The 17,243-nt window shown below is 40.0% G+C and carries 15 protein-coding genes; 13 read left to right on the top strand and 2 right to left on the bottom strand.

Annotation, left to right across the window (positions count from 1 at the left end; all coding sequences use genetic code 11):
- Nucleotides 1-699 precede the first annotated feature (699 nt).
- The 6 genes from gdhA (at nucleotide 700) to JN080_RS19360 (ending at nucleotide 7,364) form a co-directional block, all read left to right on the top strand.
- Nucleotides 700-2,082 (top strand): NADP-specific glutamate dehydrogenase, encoded by a 1,383-nt coding sequence (gdhA, locus tag JN080_RS19385; protein ID WP_256237626.1) that lies wholly within the window; start codon nucleotides 700-702, stop codon nucleotides 2,080-2,082.
- A 385-nt stretch (nucleotides 2,083-2,467) separates the two neighbouring features.
- A complete protein-coding gene (locus JN080_RS19380) occupies nucleotides 2,468-3,679 on the top strand; it encodes a pyridoxal phosphate-dependent aminotransferase (RefSeq protein WP_256237625.1) in 1,212 nt (403 codons plus the stop codon).
- Nucleotides 3,680-3,708: 29 nt separating this feature from the next.
- Nucleotides 3,709-4,416 (top strand): DNA alkylation repair protein, encoded by a 708-nt coding sequence (locus JN080_RS19375; protein ID WP_256237624.1) that lies wholly within the window; start codon nucleotides 3,709-3,711, stop codon nucleotides 4,414-4,416.
- Nucleotides 4,417-4,507: 91 nt separating this feature from the next.
- Nucleotides 4,508-5,422, top strand: coding sequence for a VOC family protein (locus tag JN080_RS19370; protein WP_256237623.1), 915 nt, complete (start codon nucleotides 4,508-4,510; stop codon nucleotides 5,420-5,422).
- 482 nt (nucleotides 5,423-5,904) lie between these two features.
- Nucleotides 5,905-6,486, top strand: a complete 582-nt coding sequence (locus JN080_RS19365) for a TerD family protein (protein ID WP_256237622.1) — start codon at nucleotides 5,905-5,907, stop codon at nucleotides 6,484-6,486.
- A gap of 89 nt (nucleotides 6,487-6,575) precedes the next feature.
- The gene (locus tag JN080_RS19360; protein WP_256237621.1) at nucleotides 6,576-7,364 is read left to right on the top strand and encodes a TerC family protein; all 789 of its coding nucleotides are present in this window, start codon (nucleotides 6,576-6,578) and stop codon (nucleotides 7,362-7,364) included.
- A gap of 288 nt (nucleotides 7,365-7,652) precedes the next feature.
- On the opposite strand, the gene JN080_RS19355 is transcribed toward JN080_RS19360, so the two are convergent.
- A complete protein-coding gene (locus tag JN080_RS19355) occupies nucleotides 7,653-9,095 on the bottom strand; it encodes a DHA2 family efflux MFS transporter permease subunit (RefSeq protein ID WP_256237620.1) in 1,443 nt (480 codons plus the stop codon).
- Nucleotides 9,096-9,608: 513 nt separating this feature from the next.
- On the opposite strand from JN080_RS19355, the gene JN080_RS19350 reads away from it, so the two are divergent.
- From JN080_RS19350 to JN080_RS19325, 6 genes are all read left to right on the top strand, one after another.
- Nucleotides 9,609-10,193 (top strand): nucleotidyltransferase family protein, encoded by a 585-nt coding sequence (locus JN080_RS19350; RefSeq protein WP_256237619.1) that lies wholly within the window; start codon nucleotides 9,609-9,611, stop codon nucleotides 10,191-10,193.
- Nucleotides 10,194-10,428: 235 nt separating this feature from the next.
- The gene (locus tag JN080_RS19345) at nucleotides 10,429-12,591 is read left to right on the top strand and encodes a xanthine dehydrogenase family protein molybdopterin-binding subunit (RefSeq protein ID WP_256237618.1); all 2,163 of its coding nucleotides are present in this window, start codon (nucleotides 10,429-10,431) and stop codon (nucleotides 12,589-12,591) included.
- Complete coding sequence (locus JN080_RS19340) at nucleotides 12,588-13,064, top strand: (2Fe-2S)-binding protein (RefSeq protein WP_256237617.1); 477 nt, start codon at nucleotides 12,588-12,590, stop codon at nucleotides 13,062-13,064. The genes JN080_RS19345 and JN080_RS19340 overlap by 4 nt, the downstream gene beginning before the upstream one ends.
- Nucleotides 13,049-13,918, top strand: a complete 870-nt coding sequence (locus JN080_RS19335) for an FAD binding domain-containing protein (protein WP_256237616.1) — start codon at nucleotides 13,049-13,051, stop codon at nucleotides 13,916-13,918. The genes JN080_RS19340 and JN080_RS19335 overlap by 16 nt, the downstream gene beginning before the upstream one ends.
- 27 nt (nucleotides 13,919-13,945) lie before the next feature.
- Nucleotides 13,946-14,740, top strand: coding sequence for an XdhC family protein (locus JN080_RS19330; protein ID WP_256237615.1), 795 nt, complete (start codon nucleotides 13,946-13,948; stop codon nucleotides 14,738-14,740).
- 770 nt (nucleotides 14,741-15,510) lie between these two features.
- Nucleotides 15,511-15,636: a DnaB-like helicase C-terminal domain-containing protein gene (locus JN080_RS19325; RefSeq protein ID WP_256237614.1), complete on the top strand. Its 126-nt coding sequence runs from the start codon at nucleotides 15,511-15,513 to the stop codon at nucleotides 15,634-15,636.
- A gap of 40 nt (nucleotides 15,637-15,676) precedes the next feature.
- On the opposite strand, the gene JN080_RS19320 is transcribed toward JN080_RS19325, so the two are convergent.
- Nucleotides 15,677-16,726 carry a DUF3231 family protein gene (locus JN080_RS19320; protein ID WP_256237613.1) on the bottom strand — a complete coding sequence of 350 codons (1,050 nt, stop codon included), beginning with the start codon at nucleotides 16,724-16,726 and terminating at the stop codon, nucleotides 15,677-15,679.
- Between the two features lie 125 nt (nucleotides 16,727-16,851).
- Here JN080_RS19320 and JN080_RS19315 point away from each other — a divergent pair, with 125 nt between their 5' ends.
- On the top strand, nucleotides 16,852-17,058 hold the full coding sequence (locus tag JN080_RS19315; RefSeq protein WP_309144700.1) for a gamma-glutamyltransferase: 207 nt from the start codon (nucleotides 16,852-16,854) through the stop codon (nucleotides 17,056-17,058).
- The last annotated feature ends 185 nt before the right edge of the window (nucleotides 17,059-17,243 follow it).

Here is a 17,243-nt window from a genome sequence, read left to right as displayed (position 1 = left end):
AGTACTAAGGAATAACGAATATCGGTAATCAGTGATTAGATAGAAATGCATAATAGTAAACACTACTCCCTAATATGCGGCTTATAGTCCCATAAGTAGTGCCGTTTTTGTGAAGAAATATTAAAAATAACGTATTCTTTCAGAATCAAATTTTCTTTTTTTCCTCAAAGGAACTTATTATATTGATTCCTTTATTGGGGAAAGTTCTATAATGATGATGTTCGTGTCATTTATGGCTCAACCAAAGAAAGGTCCTTCAAGTGTAATGTGTGGAGTGTGTCCTGCAATATTTGCAATGAATATTAGCGTGCTATAATTTTTGGAGCAGAGGTAACAGCCGCACTAAGGTTCCCTTCTGTTGAGGTAGTCAAATATCTTTCCATAATGATTTCATTCAAAACCTTGAAATAGGCTTAGTTTTAGTTTGGATACTGAGTGCTTTAGATTAATGATGGTTGATAATGATCCAACTTCGATAAAATATTGGATCTGTCTTAAGTCCAAGAAAAATCCTTTTTCTCATTAATCTAATTTTGGTATTAATTATTTCGTTAATTTGTATTGTCAAAATTATTCTTAAATTATAAAATATTACTTAAAGAAAAATCTACAATTATCTACAAAAAATTTAAAATACTCTATTCACCATCAGAGGCCCATTTTATTTAAATTTTCAAAGAAGAGGAGAAATGAGATTTTATGCTTGATATTAAAGAAGTTACAAAATCAGGGTCATCCATTGCCAAGGATTATGTAAATAGGGTTTTAGAGGATGTAAAGTCCCGTAATCCATTAGAATATGAATTCCATCAGGCAGCAAAAGAAATTTTAAGTTCGCTTGTGCCGGTTTTTGAAAAAAAACCTGAATACATGGAGCAGGGAATTCTTGAAAGGTTTGTAGAACCTGAAAGAATGATTACATTTAGGGTTCCTTGGGTGGATGATCATGGGAAGGTTCGGGTTAATCGTGGATTTCGTGTTCAGTTCAATAGCGCAATCGGGCCTTACAAAGGAGGCTTGCGCTTCCATCCGTCGGTTAATGCAAGTATCATTAAATTTCTTGGGTTCGAACAAATTCTTAAAAACTCTTTAACCGGTCAGCCGATTGGCGGCGGGAAAGGCGGATCTGATTTCGATCCAAAAGGCAAGTCTGACAAAGAAATTATGCGGTTCTCACAAAGTTTTATGACCGAACTTTGCAGGCATATTGGTCCAGATGTTGACGTTCCTGCAGGTGATATCGGAGTAGGTGCGAGAGAAATCGGCTTCCTGTTCGGACAATACAAGCGACTTCGCGGCGGATATGAAGCTGGCGTTTTAACAGGCAAAGGTCTTGGCTTCGGTGGAAGCTTGGCACGGACAGAAGCCACTGGTTACGGTACAGTTTACTTTGTTAATGAAATGCTGATAGAAAAAGGGCTCAGCTTTGAAGGAAAAACAGTAGTTGTATCCGGATCCGGTAACGTAGCCATTTATGCAATTGAAAAAGCAACTCAGTTTGGTGCAACGGTAGTAGCTTGCAGTGATTCTAATGGTTACATTTATGACGAAAATGGCATTAATCTAGATACAGTAAAACGTTTGAAGGAAGTAGAGAGAAAAAGAATCAGTGAATATGTGAACGAACATACAAGTGCACAATATGTAGAGGGGTGTGCAGGAATCTGGTCAATCCCTTGTGATATCGCTTTACCATGTGCCACCCAGAACGAAATCAATGAACAATCAGCGAAAATACTTGTTTCAAATGGAGTAATCGCAATCGGTGAAGGAGCCAATATGCCAACTACACTGGAGGCAATTGATATTTTCTTAACTAACGGTGTTCTTTTTGGACCAGCTAAAGCTGCAAATGCGGGCGGCGTTGCTGTTTCAGCCTTAGAAATGGCACAAAACAGTGCCAGATTATCCTGGACATTTGAAGAAGTTGATGCAAAGTTGCATCAAATTATGAAAAACATCTATCAAAACAGCGTGAAAGCAGCCGAAGAATTTGGCCATCCTGATAACTTAGTTTACGGAGCCAATATTGCCGGATTCCTCAAAGTTGCCGATGCCATGATGGCTCAAGGCGTTATTTAACATATCCTTTAAAATAAGAAAGCTTATGATGGGACTAACTTTTTCTTCCGGGCATGTGCGGGTGAGAAGTTGGTCCTTTTTCTCAAAATAAATCAGTTGCTTTCCTTCTTCAATGTTTTTCACAGAGATATTCATATGAGGGCCACAGGCTATGATCTGAGGGATTGTTTTTTTAAAAGGAGCTGACGGCACCTTATACAGATAATTCTAAATTTTTACAAAGAAAAAAATATTATTGCCTTTCCAGTTACCAAAAGGTTTATATTATTCTATATACTTTAGTTAAATGAGGAAAAAAAGACCGGTATGGAAAATATTACCGAGATGAGATATTGTAAAAAGATACCTATGGTTTTTGCCATCTTAGTAAGGAGGATACATAATCATGATCGCACAACAATACAAAAAAATGCTAGAAGGTAAATCCGTCATCAGAGAAATGGCTGAGTTTGCTGCAGAACGTGGAAAAGTGATCGGCTATGAGAATATATTTGATTACAGTTTAGGAAATCCGTCTGTTCCTGTTCCAAAAGAATTTACTCAAGTTATGATGAATCTGCTGTCCAGTAAAAATCCGAAAGAGCTTCACGGATATAGCCCGAGTTTGGGAATTCCTTCAGTTAGAGAAAAAATCGCACAATCTTTGAACCGAAGGTTTGATATGAATTATACGAAAAACCATATTTTTATGACAACAGGTGCTGCCGGTGCAATCGCCCATGCAATACGATGCGTAACGGAGCCGGGGGACGAGGTGCTGACATTTGCTCCCTATTTTCCTGAGTACCATCCATATATCGATTTAACAGGTGCTGTACTGAAAGTGGTTCCTGCCAATACGGAAGATTTTCAGATTAACTTTACTTTGTTTGACGAAATGTTAACGGAGAAGGTAGCAGCCGTATTGATTAACACTCCGAATAATCCGTCTGGTGTTGTTTATTCCACGGAAACCATTAAGAAACTGGCAGATTTTCTTAGTAAAAAGGAAAAGGAATATGGGCACGAAATTTTTATTATCTCAGACGAACCATACAGAGAGATTGTATTTGAGGGTGCAGACGCACCGTATGTGTCAAAATTCTATCACAACTCACTGTCCTGCTACTCCTATTCTAAATCTCTTTCAGTTCCCGGAGAACGAATCGGCTATGTCGCTGTGAATCCTGACAGCGTAGATTCCGACTTGATTGTCAGTATGTGCGGACAGATTTCCAGGGGCATCGGGCACAACTGTCCACCTTCCATTATTCAGCTCGCAGTTTCGGAGGTGGTGGATTTGACTGCCGATATGTCTGTTTATGAAACGAATATGAACCTCATTTATCAGAAATTAATCGATCTTGGCTTTACCTGTGTAAAACCTGGAGGAACCTTTTACATTTTTCCAAAGGCACTGGAGGAAGATGCTAAAATTTTCTGCCAGAAAGCCTTAAACTATGACCTGATCCTGGTTCCGGGCGATAGTTTCGGATGTCCGGGATATTTCCGAATGGCTTATTGCATCGATACGGAAAAAGTGGAGCGCTCACTGCCGGCATTGGAACAATTCGTCAGGACTGAGTATGGAAATTCTGAAAATAAGCTCAATCGTTAAAATGAAACAAAGGAAGGAAGTGTAAAACGATGGATTGTGAAACGGTTATGCAGGAATTGGAAGCGCTAGGCAAGGAAAGAACGAAAAAGACTTACCTTAGTAATGGCGCACACGAGCCGCTTTTTGGCGTGGCCACAGGCGCTATGAAGCCACTCGCAAAGAAAATTAAGAAAAATCAGCCTTTAGCCGAGCAGCTATACTCCACTGGAAACTATGATGCCATGTATTTTGCCGGCATCATTGCTGACCCAATGACAATGTCTGAGGCTGATTTTGAGCGTTGGATGGATGCGGCATATTTTTATATGCTGTCCGATTTTGTGGTTGCAGTAACTTTGGCTGAAACCGATATTGCGCAAGATATTACTGATAAATGGATCTTAAGCGGTGAAGAACTAAGAATGTCAGCAGGATGGAGCTGTTATTGCTGGCTTTTGGGAAATCTTCCTGACAGTGAATTTAGTGCAAGCAAGATTTCCAGTATGCTTGACCAGGTAGAAAACACGATACACGATTCTCCTGATCGAACAAAATCCGCTATGAATAATTTTATGTACACAGTTGGAATTTCCTATTTACCCCTCCATGATAAGGCTGTTGAAACCGCAAAGGCAGTAGGACCAGTCGAAATAAGAAGGGACAAGAAAAAAAGCAGTATTCTGCTTGCTTCCGAAAATATTCAAAAGGAAATAGATAGAGGGAGACTTGGTTTCAAACGCAAATATGTCAGGTGTTAGCAACGCTTGTTAGTGTAACTATACTAACTGAAATGAGCGCTCCATACATGATTCGAAGGTCGCTGCTCGCAAGCAGTAAGGAGGTTTAACGATGTCAAATACAAATCAAAAAATCGTTCCGCACTTATGGTTTGACAAGGAGGCAAAAGAAGCAGCCGAGTTCTACGCTTCCATATTCCCAAACTCAAAAATTTCAGATGTAACAACAATTCACGGCACACCCTCTGGCGACTCTGAAATAGTCTCTTTTGAGCTTTGGGGGCAGAAGTTCAGGGCAATCAGCGCAGGACCTTTTTTCAAGATCAATCCGTCGATCTCTTTCATCGTTAATTTTGACCCATCGCGAGAAAAAAACGCAAGAGAAAGAATTGATGAGGTTTGGAACAAATTGTCCGAAGGTGGTACAGCATTAATGCCACTAGGTCAGTATCCGTTTAGTGAGAGGTATGGCTGGATCCAGGATAAGTATGGTTTGTCCTGGCAATTAATCCTTACCAATCCAGAAGGTGAAGAGAGACCTGCAGTAGTGCCGTCACTTTTATTTGTTGGAGATCAATGCGGCCATGCGGAAGAAGCAATCCATTTTTACTTATCCGTATTTAAGAACGCAGAGCAGGGACTTATCGCCCGCTACCATAAAGGCATGGAGCCTGACAAAGAAGGTACAATCATGTTCTCTGATTTTCGCTTAGAAAATCAGTGGTTTGTCGCAATGGATAGCGCACATGAGCATAAATTCAGTTTTAACGAGGCCATCTCTTTTATGGTGTACTGCGACACACAAGAAGAGATAGATGACTACTGGGAAAGACTCTCGGCAGTTCCTAAAGCCGAACAATGCGGCTGGCTGAAAGATCAGTATGGTATTTCCTGGCAGATTGTTCCAAGTGAGATGGACGAGATGATGAGCAAAGGCACACCGGAGCAACTTGCACGCGTAACGAAAGCATTTCTTAAAATGAAGAAATTTGATCTTGTGGAATTGCAAAAAGCATACAAGGGATAATCAGAATACGGCCTATGGAAGATCTGAGTTGAGTCAAACAAATGACGGAAGAGTTCAGATAAATGAAATGCTTAAAAGCTCTTTCGTCATTATAGGATCACCCCAAAGGAGAATGAAAGCAATTCTGTAAACAGAGTTGCTTTCATTCTTCCCAATTTCTAGATTCAGAAATTTTTTCTCCGGATTCAGCGTCCAATACAACCATAAATTTCGCGTCTGAATTGTCTTCCGAATACATTCCCCGAGGGTTTTAGAAAAGTAGTATTATAGCAAACTCGTAAAAGCGAGAAATCTCACTGAAAAATGTTGGAGATTCCTCGCTTTTTTATATACTTAAATAAGGATTGCTTTAGGTGGCTGGTTTTTATCTAAAGAAAAAGCATAAGAAACCAGTGCTGCAAAATAAATATATTTAATTCTTTTGGAACCTTTTTTAGAGAGACTCGTATATACACTATTACCTAAAATGGAGGAATAAAAAAATGGCTGTAAGTTTATCAAAAGGACAAAAGGTCGATTTAACGAAAACTAATCCAGGCTTAATGAATGTTGTTATTGGACTTGGATGGGACATCAATAAATATGATGGTGGGAATGATTTTGATTTAGATTCATCTGTCTTTTTATTGGGGGAAAATGGTAAAGTTTCAAATGAAGCTGATTTTGTCTTTTACAATAACCCACAAGGCGCTAATGGTGCGGTGGTACATACAGGAGACAATCGCAGCGGTGCGGGTGAAGATGATGACGAGCAAATAAAGATTAATCTAACAGGAGTTCCAGCAAACATTCAGCGCATTGCATTTACAATCACAATTCATGATGCCGAAGGAAGAAATCAGAACTTCGGCCAAGTTTCGGATTCATATGTCCGTATTTTTAATGAAACTTCTGGAGAAGAACTTATCCGTTATGATTTAGGTGAAGATTTCTCGATTGAAACAGCTATTGTTGTTGGAGAACTGTATCGACACAACAATGAGTGGAAATTCAATGCAATCGGAAGCGGCTATCAAGGTGGATTAGCTGCTTTAGCAACTAATTTTGGATTGCGGATTGGTTAACCACTAGATAGTAGAGACCCAATCAATAATAGATTTTTAAAAAAAAGTTTATTTACAAGATTATATACTACTTTGGAGGAATATACTTAATGTCAGTTTTACAAGGAATTATTGACACATATGCTCAATTTTTTAATTTGGATATGTGGGTAAAGGTTTTATCAGACCCGGTTAGCTGGGGACTTATTGGTACATTAGTTATTCTTGAAGGATTACTTTCGGCTGATAACGCGCTTGTTTTGGCGGTAATGGTAAAGCATTTGCCTCCTGAAAAGCGTAAAAAAGCTCTCTTCTATGGCTTATTGGGTGCATATGTTTTCCGTTTCATTGCCATTGGCTTAGGAGTTTTCTTAATTAAGCTATGGTGGGTAAAGGTATTAGGTGCATCATATCTTGCCTGGTTATCGATCAAGTACTTTATCGACAAAAGGAAAGGGGAACCAGACGATGTTGAGGAAGTAGAGGGCATGAACCAAAGCGGCCTGCTAATACGTTTATTTGGAACTTTCTGGGGAACAGTAATGGCGGTTGAGATCATGGATATTGCCTTCTCGGTTGATAGCGTTTTGGCAGCGTTTGGTGTCAGTAACCAGATATGGATTCTAATTGTTGGCGGTATGCTTGGAGTGTTAATGATGCGGGGTGTTGCCGGTGTATTTTTGACATTAATTGATCGTGTACCAGAACTTGAAACAACAGCCTATATTTTAATTCTTATTATCTCGGTTAAGATGTTCCTGGGTGTCTTCCATATCGAAATCGCCCATCTATACTTTTTTATTATCTTATTATTAACGTTTGGCGCTACCTTTATCGTTCATTTTAAAAACAAGAAAAAAGTCAAAAGGGGAGCTGACGGGAGTCGCAGTCTGTATTAGAGGACGGCCAATAGGTTAATTTGACCAAGTGAGGAATATGAGAAGGGAAAAACCGGAATCCCAAACTCATTAACATAAAACCCCTTGGATGAGAAATGAATGAGTTATACAGATCAGTTATTCCATTAAACTCGCTTTCCTAGAGTAACGAAAAAAGCCCAATTTCTTAATTGATGCAGAGAAATTGGGCTTTTTCATATTTTAATTTCCCTGCGATTGTAAATCCGCATTTATCCTTACCATAAAAAATGGTGTCTGACAGCCGAAATGTGTGTCAGGACCATGAAATTACTCCTGGATTTTAATGGTTGCTTTTCTTGGTCTCTTCCTTTCAATTTCATCTTCAGGATGCCGGTTACTTTTAATAAAAAAGGAGAGGATCAGACTAAGTAACGAAAGAATGGAAACCACCATAAAGGCTATATTAGCCCCATGTATATCCGGATAAGAAATTTCCGGCCGCAGTTTAGCTGATTCCGCTGTTGTTGTCATGACTGTGACAAGAATGGCAGTACCAACCGAGGCTGCGATCATTTTCATCGTGTTATCCATGGCTGCTCCGTGAGATAGTAATCGTTTTGGTAACTGGTTCAAAGCGGCGGTTGCGACCGGCATCATGACCATTGAAAGACCTAACATTCTAATACTGTATAAGACTGTAATGTAGATCATCGAAGTAGATGGGCCTAAATTGGTAAAAGAAAACGAAGCAGCAGTCATAATAGTTAAGCCAATCATCACCAGCCACCTTGCACCGATTTTATCAAATACTCTCCCGACAATTGGTGCCATCATCCCACTAACAAGTGCCCCAGGTAATAGAGCCAGCCCCGCCTCAAAAGCGGAAAATTCCCGCATGCGCTGCATGAATAAAGGAATAATCGTTTCTGCCCCAATTAAGCCCATAAAGCTGATCATGCCAATACTAATTGCGAACGGAAAAATCGAAAACGTAAATACGCGAAATTCCAGCATTGGATGTTTCAAGCGTAATTGGCGCAATATGAATAATAGTAATGCTACTCCACCAAGAGAAAGAGATAGAAGAGTTGTTGTGTGTAACCAGCCGTAATTTCCTGCACATGTAAATCCATAAAGAAGCCCTCCGAAACCTAGTGAGGATAAAAGAATCGAAATCACATCTACTTTTGGTTTGGAAACCACTGTGACATTTTTTAAGGTAAAGAAAGCGACGACGATATCGATCAATGCAATGGGCAAAATAATAAAAAATAAAACTCTCCATGAAAAATGCGATGTTACCCAACCGGACAGTGCGGGTCCAATGGCAGGTGCAAAGGAAATCACTAGACCGACTAGCCCCATTGCTGCACCACGTTTATTTACCGGAAAAATCAGTAAGAATACAGTTTGCATTAGAGGGAGCATCACGCCTGCTCCGCACGACTGAATAATTCTTCCTAAAAGGAGGACTTCAAAATTTGGAGCTATTCCGCCCACAACAGTTCCAGCTGCAAAAATACTCATGGCTGAAATAAACAACTGTCTTGTCGTAAACCGTTCTAATAAAAAGGCACTGATTGGGATCATGATTCCGTTCACCAACATAAAAATAGTTGTCAGCCACTGAGCACTATTAGCGGTTATGTTCATTTCATCCATAATTGGAGGAATTGCTGTAATCATCAGTGTTTGATTTAATATCGCAATAAAAGTGCCTGCAAGCAAAAGTCCCACAATCGTGGACTGCTTTTTAGCTGATGCTGCCATTTATCCACCCCCATAAAAGTTCCTTTCTAAAAACGTACTGTTACAGATTAACTGGTTTTCTGTTTAAGTTCCAATGAAACGCTTAAGAGAAATATCCAATTTAATTGTGGGGATTAATGATGGCGCAGATGTTATCATAAAATCATTTTTCCAATATGTTTTTGAAAGAGGACTTAATGTGGGGTACCCTCAAGAAAGTGCATTTTGCTGGTAGGACACCCGAAAATGATTATCTGACTTCTCCTTCACTGTTTAACTTTACGTTGACAGAAACATGGGACTTCTGATTCAGCAAGTGCTTTACCCGGTTGTGAGCCACTTTTTTAAATGGAAAGGCTGTAACCGTTCGCTATTTATTGATCGGTACTGGGGGTTTAATGGGTTTGTGGAGTGAATCTTCATTATAAAAACTATCTTCTTAACAAAGCCATTCCATGGTGGCATCATTTTTAATTGGTATAATCATATTCTTTTAATAAAGGCAGACAAGATCTATCCTTGGAGGTGACCAACATGGAAGCCATCATTTTAGCTGCTGGATATTCCAGCCGAGCGAATGCATTTAAAATGACTTTGCCACTAGGGCAAATGACAGTGTTGGAGCAAACGATAGCTAAATTTGAAGGTTTGTGCAGCAGAGTCATCATCGTAGCTGGGTTTCAAGCGGAGATCATCCAAGAGGAAATGGAAAAAATTAATAGTAAAAATGCCTATTCATTTCAGATGAAGTTTGTGTTTAATGAAAACTTTTCCCAGGGGATGTTTCGTTCCGTTCAAAAGGGCTGCAACGAAGTAAATACCCCAACCTTCTTTTTAACACCCGGAGATTGTCCGCTTGTTAAAAAAGAGACCGTTCAGCTGCTGGCAAAACACACGGGAAACGTAGTGATTCCAAGCTTTAACGATAAAGGTGGTCACCCCATCAAATTATCAAGCGAAGTGAAAGAGAAAATACTTGAAACCAATCCAAAAAGTAATTTGCGTGTGGTCCTCTCCGGTTACGAAAAGAAATACATTCATGTCGATGATCCGGGAGTATTACTGGATGTAGATACTCCGGAAGATTACCAAAAAGCCATAGATTATAATAAAACGTGAATTTTTCGATATTTTTCATTTATCAGCGGAGCTTGATTCGATCAGCTTTCCAGGTTGAATCAGGCTGCATTTTTGTTGGAGGCTATTTTATTACCTGTTGATTGGAGCAGAAATAAACCTAGTTCAAGCACAAAAATGAAGCATAAAATATCATTCTCATTTATAAAATCGTAGGAAGAGGTTTTTATTAATCATATGTCTCCTTTAAAAAAATGAGTCGAAGGGTGTTGTTGCAATGAATCTCAAAGACATAAGCACATCAGTGCCCAAAAAAGACCATAAAGGGAAAGTATCGGGCCAGTTGCCCTATATTAGTGACGTGAAAGTGGAAAATATGGTTTATGGTGTTTTGGTTCGGTCGTCAATTGCCTATGGAAAAATCCTATCCATTCAACTACCCAGCCTTCCGAAAGGGTATGAAGCGGTCGGAGCAGATCATATCCCCGGACCGAATTATGTCAAAATCATCAAAGAAGATCAGCCCATATTTGCCAATGAGTGGGTCAATTATATTGGAGAGCCGATTCTTATGCTCGTTGGAAAAGACCTGGATGTCCTATACGGTTTGCTGAATGAAGTGAAGGTTGAATTTGAAGAACATCAGGCGATTTACACATTGGACGAAGCGATAAATCAAAAATCAAAACCTGGGGTTACCATGGCAAGCTATGAATTTGGTGAAAACCTAGAAATCATTTCAGCGATCGAGCAGGGTACTCATGAAATCATCGAAGAAGAATATAATACGGGTTATCAGGAGCATGTCTACCTTGAGCCACAAGGAATGCTCGCCATTTATAAGGATGATGAAATTGTCGTCCAGGGATCGATGCAATGTCTTTATTATATAAAAAATGCATTGCTAAGTGCTTTGGCCTGTGGCGACGATGAAGTCAGAGTTGTGCAAAGTCCTACCGGCGGAGGTTTTGGAGGAAAAGAAGATTATCCTTCAATGATGGCTTGTCACGTAGCCGTTGCTGCAAGAGCAGTTAAAAAGTCAGTGATGCTCGTGTTCGACCGTTCTGAGGATATGGTGGTTACGACGAAAAGGCATCCGGCCAAACTCAAATATCGAACTGCCCTGGATCAGGAAGGAAATATTTTGAGCATGTGTGTTGACGTTTTTCTTGATGGCGGAGCGAATGCGGGATTGAGCTCTGTCGTACTGCAGCGTGCCTTAATAAACAGTGCCGGTGTTTATAAAATTCCACATTTTCATGCAAAAGGCTTTTGTCTAAAAACCAATACAGTTCCGAACGGTGCCTTCAGAGGCTTTGGTGCTCCACAAAGCTTTGCCGGAATCGAAAGTCATCTTGGACATCTTAGTAAACTGGCAAAAATCGACCCGCTTGAATATAAACGAAAATACCTCGTCAAACGAGGAGACCCCACCATCACCAAAGGAAAATTCCGAGACCCAATATTAATGGAAGAGATGATTGAGGACCTACTTAACTCGTCACAATACCAAAAGAAAAAGGAGGAGTTTCTCCGTTATAATCAACAAAATCATCGCTATAAGAAAGGCATCGGAACTTCGCTGTTCCTCCACGGCTGTGGATTTACAGGCAACGGCGAAAGAGATCATATTAAAGCAAAGGTTAGGCTCGTTAAATCAAAGGACGGCAAGGTATCGTTAAAGATCTCAAATTCTGATATGGGACAAGGCATTTTGACGACACTGTGTAAAATTGTCGCCAAAGAACTAGACCTCCCGTACGAAGAAATTGTGTACCCTTATCCAGATACAAAGGAGGTTCCCGACTCCGGTCCGACCGTAGCCTCCAGGACGACAATGATTGTTGGAACATTGCTTCAACGGGCGGCAAAAAAACTTAAGGCTCAGTGGCAACCAAATGTAGAACAGGAAGTAGTAGAGAATTATGTTCACCGTGAAATGATTCCATGGAACGAGTTGACCTTCACTGGAGATGCCTACCCGGCTTATTCATGGGGTGTTAATTTCGTTGAAGTAGAAGTTGATACGTTAACAGGAATGGTAAAGTTAGAAAAAGTATACGGCAATTATGAAGTGGGCAAAGTCATCGATGAACGGATTATGAAAGGTCAAATTGACGGCGGTTTGGCTCAAGGGTTAGCGTACGGTTATCTAGAAAAGATGACGTCAAAGCAAGGAAGAATCCAACAAAAAAGCATATCGGATTATGGACCGCCGACTTCAATGGATGTTGTTTCAATCGAAAGCAGGGTCTTTGATAATCCCTATGCTGATGGTCCATACGGGGCAAAGGGCGCAGGCGAACTGACTTTAATCGGGGGGGCACCAGCAGTCCAAGCTGCAATCGAGAATGCACTGCAAACTTCTTATCAGCAAATACCGATTACACCGGAAGTCATTATGGAAAGTCTTTGGATGGAAGAAGGTGCTGATGGTTGATTAAATTTACACTAAATGGAAGAACGGTAGAAACGGACGCCCCTGCCACTGCCAGATTACTAGATTTATTGAGAGATGAGTTTGAGTTAATCGGAACAAAGGAAGGTTGTGGTGAAGGGGAGTGCGGAGCCTGCAGTGTTTTTGTGAATAACCTCCTGCAAAACAGCTGCCTTATTCCAATTGGCTCGATTGCTGGTACCGATATTCAAACGATAGAAGGTCTAATTGAAATGGAGCAATTTAAGATTTTAGATGAGTGCTATTCCATTGCCGGGGGAGTGCAATGCGGCTATTGCATTCCGGGTATGATTATGGCAAGTGCAGCATTGTTATTTCAAAATCCTCATCCTTCAGAGGCTGAAATTCGTGAAGGTATTTCCGGGAATCTGTGCCGATGTACTGGCTACAATATGATTGTTGATGCAGTTAAATTGGCGGCGAAAAAAGGTGACTGCTTATGGCAGAGAAAATAACCGCGTATCGCTTCGACCGTTTAGATCAAACGTTGAGCCAATTGAATAAAGAAGACTGTGCCATCATAGCCGGCGGCACGGATGTCATGGTTCTTCACAAAAGTCGAAGGGGAGTACCTCCAAAAATTCCCAAACCAATTGTTTTTATTGATCACCTAACCGAGCTAAAGCAGGTGTATCTAATTCACAAGGATCTACACATCGGGGCCTGTTGTACCTATAGTGAATTACTTGAAAATCCGTTAACTCCTTTAGCCTTAAAGAATGCAATGAAATCAATTGCTGCCCCGGCCATTCGAAACCGGGGAACATTGGGTGGAAATATCTGTAACGCCTCTCCAGCCGGGGACTCACTTCCTTTGTTATATGTTTACAATGCAAAGCTTCTGTTGCGCTCCGTAAATGGAGATCGTGTAGTTGCCATCAACGATTATATTCAAGGTCCGCGACGGGTCCAACGCTTTCAAAATGAAATACTGATTGAGATTATTTTACCGTCAGTGTTTGAAGATGGTTCTCATGTCGTTTTTGAAAAAGTAGGAAACAGGAACGCGGATGCCATAGCCAAAGTATCGTTTGCGGGATACATCCGGATAAGCAAAGAACGAATCGACGACATTCGCTTAGCCTTCGGGGCAGTCGGACCGACAATGGTTCGTTCCATAGATAGTGAGAAGAAGTTGCTTGGAAAACGAATCCCATTACCGGATGCAGACATCAGTTTGATTGTAGCAGACTTTGAAAAAATCATTCGACCGATCGACGACCAGCGTTCCACGGCAGTATACAGAAAAACAGTCGCCTTAAATCTATTACGCTATTTTCTTAGCTTGAAGCAATATCAACCGACTTAATTTTTTCAAAAAAGGTGGGAGCTATTCATGCTGCTGATGGAAAAAGTGGCGATGCTGACGCGTCAAAACGAAACCTTTGCTTTAGCCATGATTATTGAATCAAAGGGCTCGACTCCCAGGCATGTTGGCAAAATGATTGTATACCGTGATGGTACGATTGAAGGGACTGTCGGAGGGGGCTTGGCTGAATTCTATATCATCGAAGAAAGTGTAAAGGCAATCCAAAATGGTCAATCGAAAATCATTGAATATAAATTAAATAAACAGGCAAAAGACGGAATTCACATGAATTGTGGCGGCACGTTACGAGTCTTTATTGAAATCTATAAAAGCAGGCCAGAACTCGTTCTGGTTGGAGCCGGTCATTTGAGCTATGCGATGGCAAAGCTCGCCGATTTTCTTGAATATCCTTATTGCATTGTCGATGACCGCGTTAGTTATTGTACAAAGGAACGGTTTCCTCATGCGACCAATCTTTTTGTGAACGAGGATATTGGCAAGGCACTGCTTTCAGCCGACCTCAATGAAAAATCATATGCAGCGATTGCTACAAAAGATCGGGACGATGTTGCATTAAAAACGATTCTGCAATTTCCGTGTGCCTATGTGGGGATGGTCGCCAGTAAACGCAAGGTGATCAGCATATTTGAAAAATTAAAAAGTGAGGGGGTCATGCAAGAGCAGTTGGAGCAGGTCCATTCTCCCATCGGATTGGAAATTGGCTCGGAAACAACAGAAGAAATCGCCATCAGTATTATCGGAGAAATCATCAAAGCAAGCAGGGAAAAAAAGCCTCTAAAAGTGAAACAATTAGATAGATAATTAGAACAGAAGAAGTCAACGTACCCCCACTGAGAACCTAACGGTTCCTGTTTCAGTGGGGGCTTGAGTTAGCCATTCAGGTCTTTTCGTCTAAAACTAAGACGAGTGACGCTCTGAGTGGTATCCCCAAATCACTGTTTTTGGTTGGTACTCAAGTACCACTTGCATCTCCCAAAAAGATCCATACAAGCCCCGACTAGTCGAGTACACACGGATGGTTGACGCACCCACTAAGCTATGCATGAAGCAACAGCCTTACGTTGTAGCAAATTAGTGCTTGGATATTTTACGTGACAAAGCTTTTTCTTGTCACAACCTCGTATATCCAGTTTTCAAGGAACGACTTACAATGGTAGAATAGCTCAATTGTTCGAATTGTACAATAATGTTAGCTTACGCTAACCGACATTCATCTCCACCTGATTTATTGGGCTTGCGCCCGTAACATAAATCAGATGAAGTCTTCTGTCGGAAAACGATAAAGGTAGAAGTAAATAATAAAGTGCTCAAATCGTGTGGAAAGGGAAAAATATTCCATACGATTTTTTCTTTAAAGGAATCTATTACGTCTGATTTACGATTCTGCTGACCATTTTATCGACCGATAGCGATAGAAAGCAGGGAGTGCGACCGAAACAAAGCTCGCACTCTTTTTTTGGATCATAAGCTGAAAGCATAGGTTCACATCTTTGTCAAAAAAATCTTTTATTTATCCTGTCCAATGCTGATGTTTCTCCTTATATAAAAGGTGATAGAGATGGGGACGATGGATGAAGCAAGAAAAAGGAACAAAACGATCAAACAAAGTCATTGGAGGAGATGTTTGTAGAAAAACGATCCGCCAGACGGAAATTAGTGAAATCAGCAGGAGATTAAAAACCATGGCAAGGGACTAGCTTGCAATTCGAAGTTGTTCAAGCTGTTCCAATTGTATACTTACATTCTGTCAAACGCTTTTGGTGGTGATTCCAACCAACCTTTATCAATTAAGATATTCATACCGTCATCGACAAATAAGCCAATGTTTATAAGAGTTCTTACATACAACATATTGATATCTCTTCTTGCAGTTACCGCCAGTGAGTTTCCGAATGACCTTATCTTCATTGCGAACATGTCCACTTTGTGAAACAGCATTATTTTATCGGAAAAAGGAGGATATGTAGATGTTGAAACCAAATGGTCTATGTACGACGGTGGTTGCATGTGTTCAATGTGCAGTTTTTCCATATACTGCTTTACAGCTTTATCAGTCATGTCTAAACCTCGTTTAAACAAAGCCTTTATCTTTTCATCCTGAACGATCTGATAGAATCCCAATAATAATGCCTTACTTGTTGTGTTATTCTCAATGTTATCATAAAGATGAATGATTTCTAATGCCTGTAATGGTCGGACATTTCTAAGAAATCCATTTAAGTAACTTTGGTTATCAATTTTATCAATTCCTTGTGGTGTTGGAATGATAGGAGGTTCTGCAATAAATTTTTTTTCCATTAAAACATCATTAATTTGTCCTAGAAGGACTGTAGTACATTGATTACAATAAACAAAAAATTCTCTTATATCCTCTCTCATTGCTAATGGAACTGCTACTGCGTAAAGGCTCATACCTGCTTTAGCAGCATATTTTAAATAATGAACGTAAAATTCATCTGCGTATAAACGGGGAGCACCAAGATTTACATCATCCTTAGTAAATCCAGTAGGTATAGGGAAATGATCTTTTTTAAAAACTCCTTCAATCCTTTGTGTGAAATCCTTTGATAAAGCTAAACCATTTTCCAATAGCGCCCTAATATATTCATCCTCGCAATGTTGAAGAAAATAACTTAAGATTTGAATTGACATACTGTTTCCCATATAGGTAGCCCAAAGTTTACCCATTTCAAAAGTTGTTAAAGGTCGGGTCTCATCTAATGCATTTGAACTTATATTTAGTGGTTTCATCACATTCATTGGATTTAATTCTTTATCCGTGGTCATAACTAATCCCCTTTTCCCGTATTTTTGTTTAGGATTACCATTGGAAAATAATTTAATTCCAACAAATCTGACTTTTAACTTATAACGATAATGAAAAAGGACTGCCGAAACAGTCCTAGGGGAAGCTGGCCAAGAAAATCGTTGCGGACCTGCAGGAAAATGGAGGGTTATTAAACGATAACGACTTTGTTTCCAAAGCTTCAGATTGGGTTAATCCAATCTCGGTGGACTACAGGGGATACAGCGTATATAATCTGCCGCCGAATACACAAGGCTTTGCTTCGTTGTCGATCCTGAATATTTTAATCAATTTGGATGGAAGGATTTCTTGATATACTCATTATCCTGGTATTCTGGTTTTCCAGGGGGAGTTGTTGTATCAGGATTGATTGTGGTTTTCATTATCAAAATCATTTTCGTTTGGTAGCAGATATTCAGAAGGAGATTGAAGAGGCATGGATTACGAAAAAACTGTAAAAATTAAGTTGAACTGAAAGAATATAAATTTTAATTAATA

The sequence above is a fragment of the Bacillus sp. EB600 genome (genome assembly GCF_024494385.1).
GTDB lineage: Bacteria > Bacillota > Bacilli > Bacillales > Cytobacillaceae > JAEVLT01.
The sequence above is the reverse complement of the archived record's forward strand: the minus strand, read 5'-3'. Positions and strand labels throughout refer to the sequence as shown.